The sequence below is a fragment of the Streptomyces diversicolor genome (assembly GCF_057537855.1).
In genome coordinates this window covers 42,555-61,643 of the sequence record NZ_BAAJXA010000055.1, presented here as the reverse complement: position 1 = coordinate 61,643, position 19,089 = coordinate 42,555, and the positions used below count along the sequence as shown (strand labels likewise).

Annotated in this window: 17 protein-coding genes; 8 read left to right on the top strand and 9 right to left on the bottom strand. The window is 71.3% G+C overall.

From position 1 onward, the window contains the following. Window positions 1-84: 84 nt before the first annotated feature. Complete coding sequence (locus tag AC27LF_RS40300) at window positions 85-651, bottom strand: hypothetical protein (protein ID WP_479664354.1); 567 nt, start codon at window positions 649-651, stop codon at window positions 85-87. Between the two features lie 162 nt (window positions 652-813). Between AC27LF_RS40300 and AC27LF_RS40295 the strand changes: the two genes are divergently transcribed. Further along, complete coding sequence (locus AC27LF_RS40295) at window positions 814-1,350, top strand: bacterial proteasome activator family protein (RefSeq protein ID WP_351731263.1); 537 nt, start codon at window positions 814-816, stop codon at window positions 1,348-1,350. A gap of 63 nt (window positions 1,351-1,413) precedes the next feature. Here the strand turns inward: AC27LF_RS40295 and AC27LF_RS40290 are convergent, their stop codons facing one another. Then, the gene (locus AC27LF_RS40290) at window positions 1,414-3,051 is read right to left on the bottom strand and encodes a Stk1 family PASTA domain-containing Ser/Thr kinase (protein WP_479661344.1); all 1,638 of its coding nucleotides are present in this window, start codon (window positions 3,049-3,051) and stop codon (window positions 1,414-1,416) included. A 328-nt stretch (window positions 3,052-3,379) separates the two neighbouring features. Between AC27LF_RS40290 and AC27LF_RS40285 the strand changes: the two genes are divergently transcribed. After that, window positions 3,380-4,957, top strand: coding sequence for a protein kinase domain-containing protein (locus tag AC27LF_RS40285; protein WP_479661343.1), 1,578 nt, complete (start codon window positions 3,380-3,382; stop codon window positions 4,955-4,957). A 212-nt stretch (window positions 4,958-5,169) separates the two neighbouring features. Here the strand turns inward: AC27LF_RS40285 and AC27LF_RS40280 are convergent, their stop codons facing one another. Then, the gene (locus tag AC27LF_RS40280; RefSeq protein ID WP_479661342.1) at window positions 5,170-6,186 is read right to left on the bottom strand and encodes a phosphotransferase; all 1,017 of its coding nucleotides are present in this window, start codon (window positions 6,184-6,186) and stop codon (window positions 5,170-5,172) included. A gap of 646 nt (window positions 6,187-6,832) precedes the next feature. Between AC27LF_RS40280 and pdhA the strand changes: the two genes are divergently transcribed. Genes pdhA through AC27LF_RS40265 form a run of 3 tightly spaced genes read left to right on the top strand, consistent with a single transcriptional unit; the run spans window position 6,833 to window position 10,462 of the window. Beyond that, window positions 6,833-8,059 carry a pyruvate dehydrogenase (acetyl-transferring) E1 component subunit alpha gene (pdhA, locus tag AC27LF_RS40275; RefSeq protein WP_479661341.1) on the top strand — a complete coding sequence of 409 codons (1,227 nt, stop codon included), beginning with the start codon at window positions 6,833-6,835 and terminating at the stop codon, window positions 8,057-8,059. Window positions 8,060-8,061: 2 nt separating this feature from the next. Further along, the gene (locus tag AC27LF_RS40270) at window positions 8,062-9,057 is read left to right on the top strand and encodes an alpha-ketoacid dehydrogenase subunit beta (RefSeq protein WP_479661340.1); all 996 of its coding nucleotides are present in this window, start codon (window positions 8,062-8,064) and stop codon (window positions 9,055-9,057) included. A 10-nt stretch (window positions 9,058-9,067) separates the two neighbouring features. Beyond that, window positions 9,068-10,462 carry a dihydrolipoamide acetyltransferase family protein gene (locus AC27LF_RS40265; RefSeq protein WP_479661339.1) on the top strand — a complete coding sequence of 465 codons (1,395 nt, stop codon included), beginning with the start codon at window positions 9,068-9,070 and terminating at the stop codon, window positions 10,460-10,462. A gap of 84 nt (window positions 10,463-10,546) precedes the next feature. Here AC27LF_RS40265 and AC27LF_RS40260 read toward each other — a convergent pair whose 3' ends face one another. Continuing rightward, the gene (locus AC27LF_RS40260) at window positions 10,547-11,422 is read right to left on the bottom strand and encodes a D-alanyl-D-alanine carboxypeptidase family protein (protein WP_479661338.1); all 876 of its coding nucleotides are present in this window, start codon (window positions 11,420-11,422) and stop codon (window positions 10,547-10,549) included. A gap of 263 nt (window positions 11,423-11,685) precedes the next feature. Here AC27LF_RS40260 and AC27LF_RS40255 point away from each other — a divergent pair, with 263 nt between their 5' ends. After that, window positions 11,686-12,357, top strand: a complete 672-nt coding sequence (locus tag AC27LF_RS40255) for a GntR family transcriptional regulator (RefSeq protein WP_479661337.1) — start codon at window positions 11,686-11,688, stop codon at window positions 12,355-12,357. After that, on the top strand, window positions 12,354-13,649 hold the full coding sequence (locus AC27LF_RS40250; protein WP_479661336.1) for an MFS transporter: 1,296 nt from the start codon (window positions 12,354-12,356) through the stop codon (window positions 13,647-13,649). Before AC27LF_RS40255 ends, AC27LF_RS40250 begins: the two co-directional genes overlap by 4 nt. Window positions 13,650-14,012: 363 nt before the next feature. On the opposite strand, the gene AC27LF_RS40245 is transcribed toward AC27LF_RS40250, so the two are convergent. Beyond that, on the bottom strand, window positions 14,013-14,807 hold the full coding sequence (locus tag AC27LF_RS40245; RefSeq protein WP_479661335.1) for an SAM-dependent methyltransferase: 795 nt from the start codon (window positions 14,805-14,807) through the stop codon (window positions 14,013-14,015). Window positions 14,808-14,908: 101 nt separating this feature from the next. Beyond that, the gene (locus tag AC27LF_RS40240; protein WP_479661334.1) at window positions 14,909-15,733 is read right to left on the bottom strand and encodes a maleylpyruvate isomerase family mycothiol-dependent enzyme; all 825 of its coding nucleotides are present in this window, start codon (window positions 15,731-15,733) and stop codon (window positions 14,909-14,911) included. A 217-nt stretch (window positions 15,734-15,950) separates the two neighbouring features. Between AC27LF_RS40240 and AC27LF_RS40235 the strand changes: the two genes are divergently transcribed. After that, window positions 15,951-16,748 (top strand): carbon-nitrogen family hydrolase, encoded by a 798-nt coding sequence (locus AC27LF_RS40235; protein WP_479661333.1) that lies wholly within the window; start codon window positions 15,951-15,953, stop codon window positions 16,746-16,748. Between the two features lie 139 nt (window positions 16,749-16,887). On the opposite strand, the gene AC27LF_RS40230 is transcribed toward AC27LF_RS40235, so the two are convergent. From AC27LF_RS40230 to AC27LF_RS40220, 3 genes are all read right to left on the bottom strand, one after another. Further along, a complete protein-coding gene (locus AC27LF_RS40230; protein WP_479661332.1) occupies window positions 16,888-17,382 on the bottom strand; it encodes an LURP-one-related/scramblase family protein in 495 nt (164 codons plus the stop codon). A 34-nt stretch (window positions 17,383-17,416) separates the two neighbouring features. Next, on the bottom strand, window positions 17,417-17,674 hold the full coding sequence (locus AC27LF_RS40225) for a DUF6458 family protein (protein WP_388721051.1): 258 nt from the start codon (window positions 17,672-17,674) through the stop codon (window positions 17,417-17,419). Window positions 17,675-17,787: 113 nt separating this feature from the next. Beyond that, window positions 17,788-19,086, bottom strand: coding sequence for a M18 family aminopeptidase (locus AC27LF_RS40220; protein ID WP_479661331.1), 1,299 nt, complete (start codon window positions 19,084-19,086; stop codon window positions 17,788-17,790). Window positions 19,087-19,089: the final 3 nt, after the last annotated feature.

Here is a 19,089-nt window from a genome sequence, read left to right as displayed (position 1 = left end):
TTGTTAGGGGCGCGGGGAACTGCGCAATTGACCACAGCGCTGCCGCACTGGAAGGACCGGCCAAGCCCCCCGCAGGGGCGGGCCTCAGCCTCGGCGGAGGCGTAGGCCCACGAAGGCGAGGGCGAGGCCCAGGCCGATGAGGACGAGGCCGCTGCCCAGCGGCAGCAGCCGCAGCGCGGGCTCGGAGGCGTTCGCCCGGCCCTGGGCGGCGTCCGCGGTCGGCGGGGTCGCGGAGGGGGCGAGGCCGGCCTGCTGGGTGGATTCGGACGCGGTGGGGGCCGCGTCGTCGGAGCCGTCGTCGTAGCCGTCGCGGTCGTCATGGCCGTCACGGCCGCCGTGGTGGTGCCCCCGCCAGCCGGAGTCCGGCGAGGCCCCGTCGCCGTCGTCGCTTTCGCGCTCCGCGTCGTTGCCTTGGGCCCTGTCTTCCCTGTCTTCCCTGTCGTCCACCCCTTCGGTGTGCGCCGCGGGACCGTCCTGCCGTCCCGGCCGGCCGCCGGCCCGGGACGGGTCGGCGGAGGCCGAGGGGCCCGGAGTGTCCGGGGGCGCGGCCTCGGGCGCGTACGCGCCGGCCGTGCCGCACGGCACGAGGACCGCCGCCAGCACGAGCAGCAGCCGTACGAGACGGAATGTGGAACGCAGCCATGGAGTCACGTCGGTGACCTCCCGGAGCCCGGTCGCCAAGATCGACGCAACCCAGCCTCACATGTGTTGATACGTCCGGCATTCCGGACTGCGCCGTCGGGTCTAAACCCCGGATCGGACGCACTGGGGGGCGCACCGTGGTGAGGCGCGGGTGTGCGCGACAATGGCGGCATGGAGATGCCGAGGAACGAAAGGTCGCCCGAGAACCCCCAGATCCTGGTCGTGGGCCAGGACGGGATGGCGCTCGGCGGCGGAGGAGACGACGACTCCCGCGAGATCCCGGTGACGGAGCAGGTGGAGCAGCCCGCCAAGGTCATGCGGATCGGAAGCATGATCAAGCAGCTTCTGGAGGAGGTGCGCGCCGCTCCGCTGGACGAGGCGAGCCGCGCCCGGCTCAAGGAGATCCACCGCAGCTCGGTGAAGGAGCTGGAGGACGGTCTCGCCCCGGAGCTGGTCGAGGAGCTGGAGCGGCTCTCCCTGCCCTTCACCGACGGCGCCACGCCCAGCGACGCGGAGTTGCGGATCGCGCAGGCCCAGTTGGTGGGCTGGCTGGAGGGTCTCTTCCACGGGATCCAGACGACGCTGTTCGCCCAGCAGATGGCCGCCCGCGCCCAGCTGGAGCAGATGCGCCGTGCGCTGCCGCCGGGCGTGGGTCACGAGGGCGACGAAAAGCACCCGGGTGGCCGCGCGGGCGGGCCGTACCTGTAGATCACCTGACCACGAAGGGCCCGGCGGTGTGCCGCCGGGCCCTCGACGTGATGGGGGCGCGGCTCAGCCGGTGGCCGGGTTGCCCGTGGAGACCTTGAGCTGGATCGTGGGCATGTCCTTCGGGTCGACGTCCGTGTCGGCGGCGGGGAACTGGTCCATGATCGTGCCGTCGCCGTAGGTGTTCTCGTCGACGTCGACGACCTTCATCTCCCAGCCCGCGGCCTGGAAGCACGCCTTGACCGACTTGATGTACTTGAACCTGAAGCTGGGCACGCGGATCTTGTCCGGGTCGTCGTACGACTCATGCGGCTCCGTGCACTCGGACGTCTCGATCGTCTTCGACGGGTCCGGGCCGCGGTAGCCCTCCGCGTGGGATGCCGAGACCGAGGCGCTGCCGCCGCCCTTGGCGTCGTCGCTTGTGCCGCCGTTGTTCAGGGTGAGCGCCAGGACCAGCGCGACGACCGCGACCAGGGACACCGCGATCGAGCCGATGATCACCGGCCTGTTCCCCTTGCCGCCGCCCGAGCCCGGCGACTGCGTGGAGGACGAGGGCGTCAGGTTGTACGGCGGCGGGGTCGACGGGGTCTGCTGGGCGTATCCGGCCGGGGCCGGCGTCTGGTAGCCGCCCTGCTGCGGGTAGCCGTACGCCGAGGCGGGCGTCGGCGTGCCGTACGGGTTCGGGCCCGTGGCCGGCTGGTACGGCGTCTGCACCGGGCCGGTGGGCGCCGGGGTGCTCCGGTCGACCGGCGGGAACACCGCGGAGCCGACGCCCGCGCCGCTCTGCGCCGGGGCCCCGGGGACGATGCTCGGCGGTGCCGCCTGGAAGGACGCGGCGACACGCAGGCACTCGTCGCGCATCGACTCGGCGGTCGGGAAACGCTCGTTCGGGTTCTTCTTCAGTGCGCGGGAGACCAGCGCGTCCACCGCGGGCGGCAGCGCGCGGTTGATCGCGGAGGGTATCGGCGGCTCCTCCTGCACATGCGCGTACGCGATCGCGAGCGGCGAGTCCGCGTCGAACGGCAGCCGCCCCGTGACCAGTTGGAACAGCATGATGCCGACGGAGTACAGGTCCGAGCGGGCGTCCACGCCCCGGCCCAGCGCCTGCTCGGGCGAGAGGTACTGCGGGGTGCCGACCACCATGCCGGTCTGCGTCATGGACGTGACACCGGACTGCATGGCGCGGGCGATGCCGAAGTCCATCACCTTGACGACGCCGCGCTTGGTCATCATCACGTTGCCCGGCTTGATGTCGCGGTGGACCAGCCCCATCTCATGGCTGATCTCCAGGGCCGCCAGCACATCCGCGGTGATCTTCAGCGCCTTGTCGGCGGGCATCGCGCCCTGCTGCCGGATGTCCCCCTCCAGCACCGAGCCCAGCGGGCGCCCCTCGATGTACTCCATGACGATGTACGGCGTGGTCATGCCGTCCAGATCGTCCTCGCCGGTGTCGAAGACCGAGACGATGTTGGTGTGCGTGAGCTTCGCCACGGCCTGTGCCTCGCGGCGGAAGCGCTCGCGGAACGCCTGTTCCCGGCCCAGCTCGGTGTGCAGTGTCTTGATCGCGACCTGGCGGTCCAGCACGGCGTCGTACGCCAGGTGCACCGAGGCCATGCCGCCCTCGCCGAGCAAGTCGCGCAGCTGGTAGCGGCCGCCCGCGAGAGCCCTCCCCGCGTACCGGCCCTGTGCGCCGTCCTGGCTCATGTTTCCGCGTCCCCCAGTAGGCCGTCAGGCGCCCCGTTGATCGAATGTGTCATTCCCGGCCAAGTCTGCCCGAGGGCACTGACACGTCAAGCTCGGTGCCCGTTCCGTGACCGTACGCGAAAGAAGCGTCGCGGAAGCGTTACAGCCGCTGTACGACCGGTGCACAGAATTTGCACGACGGCGCCGGTAGCGGGTTTCATGGCCGGTCCGTCTCGGACCGGCCACGGCACCGGTACCGGACCAGGGGCTTGCGCGGAGGCTGTAGCGTGGCCGACGGAGACCGTGACAACACCGCGCGCACCGCGGGCAGAAACGACGGCGAGGACCGATGGCACAGACGCACAGCGCCCAGGGCCCGTCCGACCCCGAGGCGACTGGCGGCGGCATGTCAGACACGCCGGAGATGTGGGGCAACGGAGGGCTCGTCGGCGATGGCCGGTACCGGCTGACCCGCAGACTCGGCCGGGGCGGCATGGCCGAGGTCTTCGCCGCCGAGGACGTGCGTCTCGGGCGCACCGTCGCGGTCAAGCTGCTCCGGTCCGACCTGGCCGAGGACCCGGTCTCCAAGGCCCGCTTCACGCGCGAGGCCCAGTCGGTGGCCGGCCTCAACCACCACGCCATCGTCGCCGTGTACGACTCCGGCGAGGACGTCGTGGGCGGCCAGTCCGTGCCGTACATCGTCATGGAGCTGGTCGAGGGCCGCACCATCCGCGACCTGCTGATCAACGCCGAGGCGCCCGGCCCCGAGCAGGCCCTGATCATCGTCTCCGGGGTCCTTGAGGCGCTGGCCTACTCGCACCAGCACGGCATCGTGCACCGCGACATCAAGCCGGCCAACGTCATCATCACCCACAACGGCGCCGTCAAGGTCATGGACTTCGGCATCGCCCGCGCGCTGCACGGCGCGTCGACGACGATGACGCAGACCGGCATGGTCATGGGCACCCCGCAGTACCTGTCCCCGGAACAGGCGCTCGGCAAGGCGGTCGACCACCGCTCCGACCTGTACGCGACCGGCTGCCTGCTGTACGAACTCCTCGCGCTGCGGCCCCCCTTCGTCGGAGAGACCCCGCTCTCCGTGGTCTACCAGCACGTCCAGGACATCCCGACGCCCCCGTCCGAGGTGTCCGACGCCTCGCCGCCGGAGCTGGACGGTCTGGTGATGCGTTCCCTGGCCAAGGAACCGGACGACCGCTTCCAGACGGCCGAGGAGATGCGCGGCCTGGTGCAGTACGGCCTGCAGATGCTGTACGAGCAGGGCAGCCACACGGGCACCTGGAACACCGGCCCGGTGGAGCCGCACGAGGGCCGGCACACCCCGGCGGGCGGCTTCGCGGGCACGACGGCGATGCAGCACCCCGGCGAGTACGGCGCCGGCACCACGCAGATCCCGCAGCCGATCCTGCCCTCCGGGTACGGAGGCGGCGACGACGGCGGCTTCGAGGGGCACGGCAACAAGGGCAGCGGCCGGGGCAAGCTGTGGATCCTGGCCGTGCTCGCGGTGATCGCGATCGCCGCAGGCGTGGCACTGGCGCTGAACAACTCCGGCAGCGGCGGCGGAGGCGGTCCGGGCGTCAGCGAGTCGCCGACCACCTCGCAGACCACCAAGGACGAGACGGCCGACGAGAGCCCGACCGACGAGGCGACCGGCACGGCGACCGACACGGCCACGGGCGGCTCCTCGGACTCGGGCGACAACTCCGACTACGTGCCGCCGCCGCAGCCCTCGTTCACCCCGTCCGCGACCGAGAGCAGCGAGCAGAGCCAGCAGCCCTCGAACCCGCAGACCAGCGAGCAGCCGTCGAACCCGGGGACCTCGTCGCAGCCGGAGCCGTCGGACACACCGTCCGATCCAGGCGGCACGGACCAGGGCACCACGGGCGGCGACACGGGCGAGGGCCCTTGAAGGACGGCGTCCGAAGCGGCCTCCCCGCGCGCGTGAGAGAGGAACGACGCCCCACGCGCGCGTGACGGTCCCGCCGGTCATGAACCTCACGCCGGTCATGCGGGTCCCGCGGGTCATGCGGGTCCCGCGGGTCATGCGGGTCCCGCGGGTCATGCGGGTCATGCGGGTCCCGCCGGTCATGCGCGTCATGCCGGTCATGCCGGTCATGCCGGTCATTCCATGAAGGCGTCGCACACCGCGTCGTACTCCCGTGTCCACCACACCGCGAGCGCCGAGGCGGCCGGGAACTGGGGGTCCGCGCGGGTGTCGCCGCGCTCGTAGTGCCAGCGCAGCATCCAGAAGTCGTTGAGCCGTTCCCACCACACCCGGTGCACGGCGGCGGCGAACTGCGCGGGCGTGGCCCCGGCCGCACGCCGGTACGCGCGTGCGTAGGCCCGCACCTTCGGCAGGTCGAGGGCGCCCGCGGGCCGCACGAAGAAGATCGCCGCGGCGCGGACCGCCTCCTCGGCGCGGGGCTGCACGCCGAGCCGGTCCCAGTCGACGATCGCGGCGGGCGAATCCCCCTTGTAGAGCAGGTTGAACGGATGGAAGTCGCCGTGCACCCAGCCCACCGAGCCGCCGCGCGGGGGACGCCGGCCGGCGTGCTGTTCCAGGAGCGCGCGCCGCTCCAGGAGGCGGCGTCCGGCCAGTGCGTCGAAGGCGTCGTTCGGGCGGTGCCGGCGCACATGGGCGAGCAGGTCGTCGATGAGGGCGAAGGTGTCGGCGGGGTCGGCGCTCTCCACCGGATGGGGGCTCGTGGCGGGGCGGGTGCCCGCCTTGGGCGGCATCACCCGCTCCAGGCAGGCGTGCACGGCCCCCAGCAGCCCCCCGAGCCGGCCGCACTGACCCGTCGTGAGCTGTCCGCCGTGCCGGTGCCTGCCGTCGATCCAGGGGTGCAGGGCGTAGGCGTGGCCGCCGACGACGGCGACCGTGCGGCCGTCGCGACGGGCCAGCGGCGGGGCCACCGGCACGCCGAGGTCGGCCAGGCGCTGGGTGGCCCGGTGCCGGCGTTCGATCGCGGCCGGATCGGCGGTGTCCGGGTCGAAGTGGTGCTTGAGGAAGTAGCGGCCACGGGTGGTGCGCAGGCGGTAGCCGCGGTTGAGCAGCCCCTGGTCGACGGGCTCGCAGGCGACGGCGGAACCGGCGGCGTACAGGCGCAGCAGGGCGCCCAGCGGGGGCACGCGGGGCATGAGAGGTGGTGCAAGAGGTGGTACACAAGAGCGCGGCACGCGCCAGATGCTAGGGCACGAAAAGGGCCGGTGAGCTGGGCGTTGTCGCAGACAGTCGCTTTCGATCACGATAGGTGATCGAAGTGACGGGGTTCGGCTGGGGAACGGTTTCCCGGCGCTCCGCGAGGCACCCGCCATGATCGTGCCGCACTGCGCGCCGTGCTCGGCTGCGGGCGCGTTGTGGCTGGTCGCGCAGTTCCCCGCGCCCCTGGTGGGCACGGTCTCGCGAGCGCATCTAAGGGAAGCGACCCGCTCCGTCGTGCCCGGCCGTGGGCTCGGTGCGGCGCTTTCTGCGGGCCCGACGGAGTCTTCCCGTGGCCTGGTCGGCCGGGATAACGTGCCGTTGCTCCGGCCTCCTGCAAGGCTGTGACCAGCGACCTTCCAGTCCGCGTCGATTTACTTGGAAATCCAAGCAAAAACGCAGGTCAGGAGGGGTTTCACAGAAATGTGGTGCACTGGGTAACGTGACCTTGCGGGGCGCTCGCCGGGGCACCTGTCCCGCCAGTTCCCGGCCGAGCGGCACCCACCCCGTGCCCGGTGGTCTGGAATCGGTGAGCCGCACTGGTTACCCGGCAACCCCGGGAGCCGGACCGACGGAGGAGCACACGTGACCGTGGACAGCAGTGCCGCGCGCAAGCCGCGACGCAGCGCCGCAGGCAAGGCCGGCACCACCGGCACCACCACCAGCAACACCAGCACCGGCGCGACAAGGGGCACCGAACCCGAGTTGGTTCAGTTGCTCACCCCGGAGGGCAAGCGCGTCAGGATCGCGAAGAACGCGAAGAACGCGCACCTGGCGCAACTTTCCGAGTACGCCCGGTACGTCGCCGACATCACCCCCGAAGAGCTGCGCGGGCTGTACCGCGACATGGTGCTCACCCGCCGCTTCGACGCCGAGGCCACCGCCCTGCAGCGCCAGGGCGAACTGGGCCTGTGGGCCTCGCTGCTGGGCCAGGAGGCCGCCCAGATCGGCTCAGGCCGGGCCACCCGGCCGGACGACTACGTCTTCCCGACCTACCGCGAGCACGGCGTCGCCTGGTGCCGCGGCGTCGACCCGACGAACCTGCTCGGCATGTTCCGCGGCGTCAACCACGGCGGCTGGGACCCCAACAGCAACAACTTCCACCTCTACACGATCGTCATCGGCTCCCAGACCCTGCACGCCACCGGCTACGCGATGGGCGTCGCCAAGGACGGCGCGGACAGCGCGGTGATCGCCTACTTCGGCGACGGCGCCTCCAGCCAGGGCGACGTGGCCGAGTCGTTCACCTTCTCCGCGGTCTACAACGCCCCGGTCGTGTTCTTCTGCCAGAACAACCAGTGGGCGATCTCCGAGCCGACCGAGAAGCAGACCCGCGTCCCGCTCTACCAGCGCGCGCAGGGCTACGGCTTCCCCGGCGTCCGGGTGGACGGCAACGACGTGCTGGCCTGCCTCGCCGTCACCCGCTGGGCGCTGGAACGCGCCCGCAACGGCGAGGGCCCGACGCTGGTCGAGGCGTACACCTACCGGATGGGCGCCCACACCACCTCCGACGACCCCACCCGCTACCGGCACGACGACGAACGCGCCGCCTGGGAGGCGAAGGACCCGATCCTGCGCCTTCGCCGCTATCTGGAGTCCGCAAACCACGCGGACGAGGGATTCTTCGCGGAACTTGAGACGGAGAGCGAAGCGTTGGGCAGACGAGTGCGCGAAGTGGTCCGCGCCATGCCGGACCCGGACACCTTCGCCATCTTCGAGAACGTGTACGCGGACGGGCATGCGCTCGTCGACGAGGAGCGAGCCCAGTTCGCCGCCTACCAGGCGTCGTTCGCGGACGCAGAGGGGGTCTGATCATGGCAGCGGAGACCATGGCCACCAGGAACATGCCTCTGGCCAAGGCGATCAACGAGTCGCTGCGCCGCGCCCTGGAGGCGGACCCCAAGGTCCTCGTCATGGGCGAGGACGTCGGCAAGCTCGGCGGCGTCTTCCGGGTCACCGACGGCCTGCAGAAGGACTTCGGCGAGAGCCGCGTCATCGACACCCCGCTCGCCGAGTCGGGCATCGTCGGCACGGCGATCGGCCTGGCCCTGCGCGGCTACCGCCCGGTGGTGGAGATCCAGTTCGACGGCTTCGTCTTCCCGGCGTACGACCAGATCGTCACCCAGCTCGCGAAGATGCACGCGCGCTCGCTGGGCAAGGTCAAGCTCCCCGTCGTCGTCCGCATCCCCTACGGCGGCGGCATCGGCGCGGTCGAGCACCACTCCGAATCCCCCGAGGCCCTGTTCGCGCACGTGGCGGGGCTGAAGATCGTCTCCCCGTCCGACGCATCGGACGCCTACTGGATGATGCAGCAGGCCATCCAGAGCGACGACCCGGTGATCTACTTCGAGCCCAAGCGGCGCTACTGGGACAAGGCCGAGGTCAACACCGAGGCGATCCCGGACCCGCTGCACAAGGCGCGCGTGGTGCGCGCGGGCACCGATCTGACCCTCGCCGCGTACGGCCCGATGGTGAAGCTCTGTCAGGAAGTCGCCGCCGCGGCGGCCGAGGAGGGCAGGTCCCTGGAAGTCCTCGACCTGCGCTCGGTGTCCCCGCTGGACTTCGACTCGATCCAGGCGTCGGTCGAGAGAACCCGCCGGCTGGTCGTCGTCCACGAGGCGCCGGTGTTCTTCGGCTCGGGCGCCGAGATCGCCGCCCGGATCACGGAGCGCTGCTTCTACCACCTGGAGGCACCGGTCCTGCGGGTGGGCGGCTACCACGCCCCGTATCCGCCGGCGCGCCTGGAGGAGGAGTACCTGCCGGACCTGGACCGGGTGCTCGACGCCGTCGACCGTGCCCTGGCGTACTGAGGAGAGGGTCGTGACGACGATGACGGACGCGTCCGTACGCGAGTTCAAGATGCCCGACGTGGGCGAGGGGCTCACCGAGGCGGAGATCCTGAAGTGGCACGTCCAGCCGGGCGACACGGTGACCGACGGCCAGGTGGTGTGCGAGGTCGAGACCGCCAAGGCGGCCGTGGAACTCCCCATCCCCTACGACGGCGTGGTCCGTGAGCTGCGCTTCCCGGAGGGCACCACGGTCGATGTGGGTACCGCGATCATCGCGGTGGACGTGGCCGGCGGCGCCTCCGTGCCCGCCCCCGCCGCGCCCCAGGAGTCCGAGCGGCCCAAGGCGCCCGAGTCGCCCGAGGCGGAGCCCGCGGCACCGGCCCGGCAGCCGGTGCTCGTCGGGTACGGCGTCGCGACGTCCGCGACCAGACGCCGCCCGCGCAAGGCCCCCGAGGCCGCCGCCGAGGCCGCCCAGGCGGTCCAGACCGAGCTGAACGGCCGCGCCGGCGTGCCCGCGGCGCCCCGGCCGCTCGCCAAGCCGCCGGTGCGCAAGCTCGCGAAGGACCTCGGCGTCGACCTGGCGACGGTGACACCGTCGGGCCCGGACGGCGTCATCACCCGCGAGGACGTGCACGCCGCGGTGACCGCCACGGTGGCCGAGCCCGAGGCCGCGGCCCCGCTCCCGGCCCCCGCCGCCCCGGCTCCGGTGGTCGGCTATGACGGCGCGCGCGAGACCCGCGTCCCGGTCAAGGGCGTGCGCAGGGCGACCGCGCAGGCCATGGTCGGCTCGGCGTTCACGGCACCGCATGTCACGGAGTTCGTGACGGTCGACGTGACACGCACGATGAAACTGGTGGAGGAGCTGAAGCAGGACAAGGAGATGCAGGGGCTGCGGGTCTCCCCGCTGCTGCTGATCGCCAAGGCCCTGCTGGTCGCGGTCAAGCGCCACCCCGACATCAACGCCTCCTGGGACGAGGCGGCTCAGGAGATCGTCCTCAAGCACTATGTGAACCTGGGCATCGCGGCGGCGACCCCGCGCGGCCTGATCGTCCCGAACATCAAGGACGCGCACCTCAAGACGCTTCCGCAACTGGCGCGGGAGCTGAGCGAGTTGGTGTCGACGGCGCGTGAGGGACGGACCAGCCCGGCGGCGATGCAGGGCGGGACGGTGACGATCACCAACGTCGGTGTCTTTGGCGTCGACACCGGCACACCGATCCTCAACCCCGGTGAGTCCGCGATCCTCGCGGTCGGCGCGATCAAGCTCCAGCCGTGGGTCCACAAGGGCAAGGTGAAGCCGCGGCAGGTCACCACCCTGGCGCTGAGCTTCGACCACCGCCTGGTGGACGGCGAGTTGGGCTCCAAGGTGCTCGCCGACGTGGCGGCCGTCCTGGAACAGCCGAAGCGCCTGATCACCTGGGGGTGACCCGGGAGCGCCCGACCGGTTCCGCACGAAAGAGGGGCCCGCCGCTGGATGCGGCGGGCCCCTCTCGTCACACGGTGCGGTGCGTCAGCCCAGCTTGGCGAAGCCGTAGTTGAGGAGCTTGGTGGCGTCCTTGGCGCGCTGGGTGGAGTCCGTGGAGGCGAGGACGGTGCCGATGACCGTCTTGCCGTTCCGGGTGGCCGCGAAGACCAGGCAGTACTTGGCCTCCGGGCCCGATCCCGTCTTCACACCGATCGCGCCGCTGTAGCTGCTGAGCAGCGTGTTCGTGTTGGTCCACGGCTGCATCGTGCGGGTGCTGCCGGTCTTGGTGATCGTCTTCGCCGTGTACTTCTTGGTCTTGACGACCGCACGGAACGTGGAACTCTTCATCGCGCTGCTGGTGAGCTTCGTCAGATCGCGCGGTGTCGAGTAGTTGGAGCCGTTGCCGATGCCGTCGAACGAATCGAAGTGCGTGTTCGTCAGGCCGAGGTTCTTCGCGGTCGTGTTCATCTTGCCGATGAACGACTTCACGCGCGCGGCCCGCGTCGAGCCCGTACCGAACTTGTCGGCGAGCGCGTAGGCGGCGTCGCAGCCGGACGGCAGCATGAGGCCGTACAGCAACTGGCGTACGGTGACCTTGTCGCCGACGATCAGACGGGCCGACGAGGCGTTCTTCGACACGATGTAGTCGCTGTACGCCTTCTGGATCGTGACCTTGGCGTCCAGGTTCAGGTTCGACTGGGCGAGCACGACCTTGGCGGTCATGATCTTCGTGGTGGAGCCCGTCGAACGCCGGGTGTCGGCCGCCTTGGTGTACAGCGACTTGGCGTTCGCGTTGTTCATGACATAGCCGCCCTTGGCCGCGATCGACGGCGTGGTCACGGCCTGAGCGGGCGCCGCGGTGAGGGCTCCGGTGGCGAGCATGGCGCCGGACGTGACGGCGACGGCGACAGCTCTGCGCATGTGGATGCCCTTGGTGCCGTTTATCAAGTTAGGTACCCCGATTGTGTGAATGCGCCTGGTGTGCGGCCGGGTTGTGGTGGCACGGAATAGGGCCGCACGTGTGTGACACGTGAGTAGCACAGATGGTTGTGCTCTCCCGCCCGGGACATCCGGATGTCGCCGCGGTGTGTCCGTCCGGGTGGTCCAGGACGCACCGGTCCGCCGCGCGGTCCGCATCGTGGACGGCTCATGTCATGCGTACGTGATGTATCTATGATGTGCGCATGCCTTCAGCGCCGCCCGCACCGTCCGCTCCCGTGAAGCAGCCACCCGCCGCCGACCGCGTCTACGCCCATGTCAAGCAGGGCGTCCTGGACCGCCGCTACGAGGGCGGCACCCTCTTGACCGAGGGCGAACTGGCCGAGGCCGTCGGCGTCTCGCGCACGCCGGTGCGCGAGGCGCTGCTACGGCTCGAAGTGGAAGGGCTGATCAGGCTCTACCCGAAGAAGGGCGCCCTGGTGCTGCCCGTGTCCGCGCAGGAGATCGCCGACGTCGTGGAGACCCGGCTGCTGGTCGAGGAGCACGCGGCGCGCAAGGCCGTGCCCGCGCCGCCCGGTCTTGTCGAGCGGCTGACGGAACTCCTCGCACGGCAGAAGGAGCAGGCGGCGGCCGGCGACCTGGCCGCCGCCGCGGTCACCGACCGCTGCTTCCACGCCGAGATCGTGCGCAGCGGCGGCAACGAGATCCTGTCCCGCCTCTACGACCAGCTCCGCGACCGCCAGTTGCGGATGGGCGTCGCCGTGCTGCACTCCCACCCGGACCGGATCGCCAAGACCCTCGCCGAGCACGGGGAGATCCTTGACGCGCTGCGCTCGGGTGACGCGGAGGCGGCCGTCGGCATCGTGCACCGGCACGTCAGCTGGTTCTCCCACCTCGCACGGGGTGAGGTGCGGTGAGCAACGCCACCCTCCCCGGCGACCCGCCGGGCGGCCGGCGCGCGATCGCCATCTGGGGCATAGGCGTCGCGGTCTACTTCGTCGCCGTGATCTTCCGTACGTCCCTGGGCGTCGCCGGTCTTGACGCGGTCGACCGCTTCCATGTGAACGCCTCCGCCCTGTCGACGTTCTCCATCGTCCAACTCCTCGTCTACGCGGGCATGCAGATACCCGTCGGCCTGCTCGTCGACCGGCTCGGCACCAAGAAGGTGCTGGGCCTGGGCGCGGTGCTGTTCACGGCGGGCCAACTGGGCTTCGCCTTCTCCCCGTCGTACGGCACGGCGCTCGCCTCGCGCGCCCTGCTCGGCTGCGGCGACGCGATGACGTTCATCAGCGTGCTGCGGCTGGGCACCCGCTGGTTCCCGGCGCGCCGCGGCCCGCTGGTCGCCCAGCTCGCCGGCCTGGTCGGCATGGCGGGCAACCTGGTCTCCACGCTGGTCCTCGCCCGGCTGCTGCACGGCATCGGCTGGACCCCGGCGTTCGCCGGCAGCGCCCTGGCCGGCGTGGTGGTCCTCGTGCTTCTGCTGGTCTTCCTGAAGGACCACCCGGAGGGCCATGAGCCGGAGCCGTTCCCGCATCGGGGCTCCGCCTATGTGCGCAGGCAGATCGCCGCGGCCTGGCGGGAGCCGGGGACCCGGCTCGGGCTGTGGGTGCACTTCACCACCCAGTTCCCGGCGATGGTGTTCCTGCTGCTGTGGGGGCTGCCCTTCCTGGTCGAGGCCCAGGGCCTCAGCCGTGCCACGGCCGGTGAACTGCTGACCCTCGTCGTGCTGTCCAACATGGTGGTCGGCCTGGTCTACGGCCAGATCGTCGCCCGGCACCACGCGGCCCGGCTGCCGCTGGCCCTCGGCACCGTCGGCGCGACCGCCCTCGTCTGGGCGGCGACCCTCCTCTACCCGGCCGAGCGGGCGCCCATGTGGCTGCTGCTGGTGTTGTGCACGGTGCTGGGTGCGTGCGGACCCGCCTCCATGCTCGGCTTCGACTTCGCCCGCCCCGCCAATCCGCCGGAGCGGCAGGGCACGGCGTCCGGGATCACCAACATGGGCGGCTTCGTCGCCTCCATGACCACCCTGTTCGCCATCGGGGTGCTGCTGGACGCCACCGACGACGACTACACCGTCGCGTTCTCGGTGGTGTTCGTCCTCCAGGCGCTCGGTCTCAGCCAGATACTGCGGTTGCGCCGGCGGGCGGCTCGGCGGGAGAGGGAGCGGTTGGTTGCCAGCCGGGTGGAAACGGTACATGTCCCGGCCTGAACAGCCCTCCGGGGGTGTCGGCCGTTCCTCGGGTGCGGGGCCGTCTTGGCTGTTCGCGCAGTTCCCCGCGCCCCCTCCGGGGGTATCGGCCGTTCCTCGGGTGCGGGGCCGTTGTGGTTGGTCGCGCCGTTCCCCGCGCCCCTTTGGGGGGCATTGGCCGTCTCTTGGCTTACGCGTCGTCGTGGTTGGTCGCGCAGTTCCCCGCGCCCCCTTCGGGGGCATCGGCCGTAGTTCGGCTGGCGCGCCGTTGGGGCTGGTCGCGCAGTTCCCCGCGCCCCTTTGGGGGTGACTGTCGGTCGTCGGGTGCGGGGCCGTTGTGGTTGGTCGAGCCGTTCCCCGCGCCCCCTTCGGGGGCGTTGGGGATTAGTGGGTGGGGATCAGGGTGAGGTAGGCGAGGCCCAGGAGGTTGCGGTAGGTCGTCCACTGGGTGCGGTGGCGGTCCAGGCGGGCGCGGGTTTCGGCTGCCAGGGGATGCCCGGGGTGGTGGGCTAGCCACACCTCGGTGTCCGCCTGGTAGGCCGACTCGAACTCCTCCCACTCGTCGGTGTTCGCGGTCTCGGTCCACTCCGGCCGGAACCCCGCCGCCACCGCGAGGTCGAGGAGCCCCGCCAGGCTGTGGTACTCGTCGGCGGAGGCGTCCGGCCAGATACCGGACAGCTCCGCGGGCGTCGGGGTCCGTTCCCAGAAGCCCTCACCGAGCAGCACCCGGCCGCCGTCCGCGACCAGCCGCCGCAGCTCGCGCAGGGCCTCGGCCGTGTGCGCGGGCGCATCGGCCGTGCTCAGCGCCTGACTGGCGCCCAGACACAGCACCAGGTCGGCGGGGCCGCGCCGGGTGCCCACACCCGACTCCTGGACGAACTCCACCCGGTCCGCGAGCCCCCGCGCCTCGGCGTTGCGCCGCCCGCGGGCCAGGTCCTCGCCGTTCAGATCGATCCCGGTGCCGCGGGCCCCCGGTACGGCGGCCAGCACACGGAGCAGCAACTCGCCCCAGCCGCAGCCGATGTCGAGCACGGTGGCGGGTTGTGTCCCGGCGAGCCGCGCCACCATCTTGGCGGCGCGCGCCTCGGAGAGCGGGCCGTGGAAGGTGAGCCGGGTCAGCCGGGGCGGACGCTCGTCGGTCCCGGCGGCACCGTCGGCGTGCGGGGTGGTGTCAGTCATGCCGCGCACGGTAGTTCGCCGAGGCGCCGCCGCATATCGATTATCGGGGCGCCATCAGCCGGCGGTCAGCGGCCCGCGGCTCAGCGTTCGTGGCCCGTCGGCTACGGCGTCACCGTGAAGTGGCGCAGGATCGCCGTCGTCAGCTCGGGGTCCCCCTCCGTCTTCACCCGGTCCGCGACCGCCTCCGGGGCGACCCGGCCGCAGGCCAGGCGTACGTAGGTCTCCCAGTCCAGGGTGAGGGTGGCCGCGGGACCGAGGGCGGGGGCGGTCTCCAGGGTGCCGCGGCCCTGGATGTCGACGCGGATCGTGCGCAGGAACTCCACGGGACCGTGCACGTCGAAGACGATCGCCGAACTGCGCGGCGCGCCCGCGTCCTTGGCCACGATCTTCGGCAGGGCGGCCAGCAGTACGTCCCGGGCGACATGGGCACCCGGCGAATCGAGGTTGCCGGGCCGGCCCAGGGCAGCGCGCAGATCCTGCTCGTGCACCCACACGTCGAACGCCCGGTTCCGCATGGCCTCTTCGAGGGTGATCTCCGCGCCGAGCGGGCCGCGCACCTTGATGCCCGGCTCACGGGACTCGTTGCGCAGCTGGCGGTTGCGGCGGATGATCGTGTACTCCAGCTCGGCGGTCATCTCCGGCGCCGTGTGGTGCCGGCGCACGTCGACCTGCATCTCCATATAGCGCTGGTGTTCATTGGTGACATGGAACAGATCGCGGGGCAGCGTGTGGATGGGCCGTGGATCGCCCAGCATCTCGCAGTCCAGGCCGATCACATGCGACACGACGTCACGGACGGACCAGCCGGGGCAGGGGGTCCGCCGGTTCCACTCGCCCTCCACAAGCGGCTGCACCAGCTCGGATATCGCTTCGATGGAGTGGGTCCAGGCGTCGGCGTAGGGCTGGAGGGTGGGATGCAGACTCACGGAACGGGACCCCTCGGCGGTCGGTACACGGGCGGTTGGTGGCGGCGTTGCCAGTGGGAGGTGGCTGTCGGCGGGTGTCTCGGAACTCCCCCAAGCTATCGGCTTCGCTCGAACAGGGGGGACCCCCAAGTTACGCTGCTGTGAGGCACCCCGGCAGTGCTTTCGTGTGACGATCGTAGGCCCGTATGGACGGCTCGAATGCCAGGGCGGTGGTAGTGTGCGCGCTTCGCTGATTCAGATCGCCGTAGACGAGGAAGAATCGGTCCAATCCCGTAGACGGCGGGTGGCCGCTGCGGTACGGCAGCAGGCAGGGGCCGATCTCGTCGTGCTCCCCGAGCTGTGGACGACCGGCGCCTTCGCGTACGAGGAGTTCGGGACCGAGGCCGAACCGCTCGACGGACCGACGTACGAGGCGATGGCGAAGGCGGCGAGCGACGCGGGCGTCTGGCTGCACGCGGGCTCCATCCCGGAACGGGACCCCGAAGGCCCCCTGTACAACACCTCCCTCCTCTTCTCTCCCTCCGGCGACCTGGCCGCCGCCTACCGCAAGATCCACCGCTTCGGCTTCGACCAGGGCGAGGCCGTGCTGATGGGCGCCGGGCGGGAGCCGGTGACGGTCCGGCTGCCGCAGACCGTCCTCGGCGTGGCGACCTGCTACGACCTGCGCTTCCCCGAACTCTTCCGCGCCCTCGTCGACGCCGGTGCCGAGACGCTGGTGATCCCGGCCGGCTGGCCCGAGCGGCGCCGCGCGCACTGGACGCTGCTGGCCCGGGCGCGGGCGGTCGAGAACCAGGCGTTCGTGCTCGCGTGTGGAACGGCCGGGACTCATGCGGGAGTTCCCCAGGCGGGTCACTCGATCGTGGTGGATCCCTGGGGCGAGGTACTGGCCGAGGCGGGGCCCGGCGAGCAGGTCCTCACCGTGGACTTCGACCCGGCCGAGGTGGCCGCGACCCGGGACCGGTTCCCGGCCCTGAAGGACCGCGTCCTGGGCCTCGACCCGCCAAGGCACCGTTGACCGTCCTGCACCCCATGCACTCCATGCACCCTCTGCGTCCACTGAGTCCATCGCACCGCCTGCACCCACCGCACCCCATGCACCCTCGGCGTCCACTGAGTCCACCGCACCCCCCACACCCCTTGGCGTGCCGTCGGCCCTAGCCGTCCGCGCGTTCCTTCTCGGCCAGGTGGATCACGCACACCGTCACCGCGATCAGCAGCGCCGCGTCCGCGTCCTCGCGCACCACGTCGACGCCGTAGGTCTCGCGCAGATGCAGCCACCGCCGGGAGATCACCGCGAGCAGTTCGCCGTCGTACTCGACGGCGAACTCGCGGTCCAGGATCTTGCCGCTGACGTCCAGTTCGGTGCCGTCCGTGAGGGACACCCGGTAGTGGTTGCGCAGCAGGGAAAGCCGCTTGCGCCGGACGGTGGCCAGGGGCTCGCCGTCCCGCTCGATGACCATGGTGTCCCTGAGCGCGAACATCTTCTGGTGGATGTCGACGAGCACACGCCCGTGCGTGTCCTTCAGCTCGAAGGTGTCCCGCAGGCGCATCGCCTTGCCGTCGACGAGGAACACCTTGGAGCCGTGCTCGTCCTCGATCCAGTAGTCGTCACCGATGCCCAGCAGCCGGTCGCGTACGAGGAATCTCATGTCCTTAGCGCTTCCCCGGCGGCGCGGACGCGGGTCAGATGCCGTAGCCGTCGGTGTAGCCGTCACCGTGGTGACGGTGGTGGTGCCGCTCTTCTTCCACGACGGTGGCCGAGGGCGGCACCACCACGCGGCGGCGACGGGCGATGCTGGTGAACGTGACGGTGCCGATCAGCCCGACGATCATCAGGATGAAGCCCACCAGAGGGACGTTGACCCCTGCCAGGTGCCAGTCGGTCGCGAACGCGAGGATCGCTCCGACGGCGATGAGGACGATGCAACCACCGAGGCCCATGAGGTGCCTACCCTTCCGGTCCGGTCTCCTGGTCGTTCCGGTTGGGATCGGGTACCCGGGGCCGCCCCGTGCATGCGGCCTCCCGCCGGGTGGCGCTTTGCCCGGCTGGACGGTCACTGCTCCAGGAACGCGGTCAGGGCGTTGGCCAGGAGGTGCGGGTCGTCGGCGCCGCACAGTTCGCGGGCGCTGTGCATCGACAGGATCGCCACGCCGATGTCCACCGTCCTGATGCCGTGCCGGGCGGCGGTGATCGGGCCGATCGTGGTACCGCAGGGCATCGAGTTGTTGGAGACGAAGGACTGGAAGGGGACGCCGGCCTGCTCGCAGGCGGCGGCGAACACCGCACGGCCCGAACCGTCCGTGGCGTACCGGTTGTTGACGTTGACCTTGAGGATCGGCCCGCCGTTGACGCGCGGGTGGTGCGTCGGGTCGTGGCGCTCCGGGTAGTTGGGGTGGACGGCGTGGCCGGTGTCGGAGGAGAGGCAGACGGTGCCCGCGAAGGACCGGGCGCGGTCCTCGTAGCCGCCGCCGCGCGCGAACACCGAGCGTTCCAGTACGGAGCCGAGCAACGGCCCGTCCGCGCCGGTGTCCGACTGCGAGCCGTTCTCCTCGTGGTCGAAGGCGGCCAGGACCGGGATGTGGGCCAGGTCGCGCCCGGAGCCGGCGGCGGCCGTCAGCGCGGCGATGCCCGCGTGCACGGACAGCAGGTTGTCCATGCGCGGGCCCGCGACCAGCTCACGGTCCCGGCCCAGATAGGCGGGCGGTTCCACGGAGTGCGTCATCAGGTCCCAGCCGGTGACCGCGCCTGCGGGCAGCCCGCACTCGTGCTCCAGGAAGGAGATGAGGTCGCCGCCGCGCACGTCGTCGCTCAGCCCCCACACCGGCTGGAGGTGGCGCTGCTTGTCGAGCTTGAGCCCTTCCGCGGTCACCGAGCGGTCGAGGTGGATGGCGAGCTGCGGCACCCGCAGCAGCGGCCGGTCGACGTTGACGAGGCGCGTCGAGCCGTCCCGCAGCGTCAGCCGGCCCGCGATGCCTAGGTCGCGGTCGAGCCAGGAGTTGAGCAGCGGCCCGCCGTAGATCTCCACCGCCACCTGGCGCCAGCCGTGCGCGCCGCTGTCCGGCAGCGGCTTGACCCGCAGGTTCGGCGAGTCGGTGTGGGCGCCGACGATCCGGTACGGCGTGTGCGGGGCGGCGCCCTCCGGGACGTACCACGCCACGATCGCCCCGCCGCGCAGCATGTACTTGCCGCCGGCCGTCCCGTCCCAGACGTCCGTCTCCGCGACCTGCCTGAAGCCGGCCTTCTCCAGCCGCTCGGCGGCGTTGGCCACGGCGTGGTACGGCGAAGGGCTCGCGCCGAGGAAGGACATCAGGTCGTCGGTGTGGCCGCGGTCGAAGCGGGATGGTTCGCTCATGGG

Excerpts from the sequence above, each read along its gene's own strand:
- AC27LF_RS40295 (WP_351731263.1), top strand. The coding sequence starts at position 814 with ATGGAGATGCCGAGGAACGAAAGGTCGCCCGAGAACCCCCAGATCCTG.
- AC27LF_RS40290 (WP_479661344.1), bottom strand. The coding sequence starts at position 3,051 with ATGAGCCAGGACGGCGCACAGGGCCGGTACGCGGGGAGGGCTCTCGCG.
- AC27LF_RS40285 (WP_479661343.1), top strand. The coding sequence starts at position 3,380 with ATGGCACAGACGCACAGCGCCCAGGGCCCGTCCGACCCCGAGGCGACT.
- AC27LF_RS40280 (WP_479661342.1), bottom strand. The coding sequence starts at position 6,186 with ATGCCCCGCGTGCCCCCGCTGGGCGCCCTGCTGCGCCTGTACGCCGCC.
- AC27LF_RS40270 (WP_479661340.1), top strand. The coding sequence starts at position 8,062 with ATGGCAGCGGAGACCATGGCCACCAGGAACATGCCTCTGGCCAAGGCG.
- AC27LF_RS40260 (WP_479661338.1), bottom strand. The coding sequence starts at position 11,422 with ATGCGCAGAGCTGTCGCCGTCGCCGTCACGTCCGGCGCCATGCTCGCC.
- AC27LF_RS40255 (WP_479661337.1), top strand. The coding sequence starts at position 11,686 with ATGCCTTCAGCGCCGCCCGCACCGTCCGCTCCCGTGAAGCAGCCACCC.
- AC27LF_RS40245 (WP_479661335.1), bottom strand. The coding sequence starts at position 14,807 with ATGACTGACACCACCCCGCACGCCGACGGTGCCGCCGGGACCGACGAG.
- AC27LF_RS40230 (WP_479661332.1), bottom strand. The coding sequence starts at position 17,382 with ATGAGATTCCTCGTACGCGACCGGCTGCTGGGCATCGGTGACGACTAC.
- AC27LF_RS40225 (WP_388721051.1), bottom strand. The coding sequence starts at position 17,674 with ATGGGCCTCGGTGGTTGCATCGTCCTCATCGCCGTCGGAGCGATCCTC.
- AC27LF_RS40220 (WP_479661331.1), bottom strand. The coding sequence starts at position 19,086 with ATGAGCGAACCATCCCGCTTCGACCGCGGCCACACCGACGACCTGATG.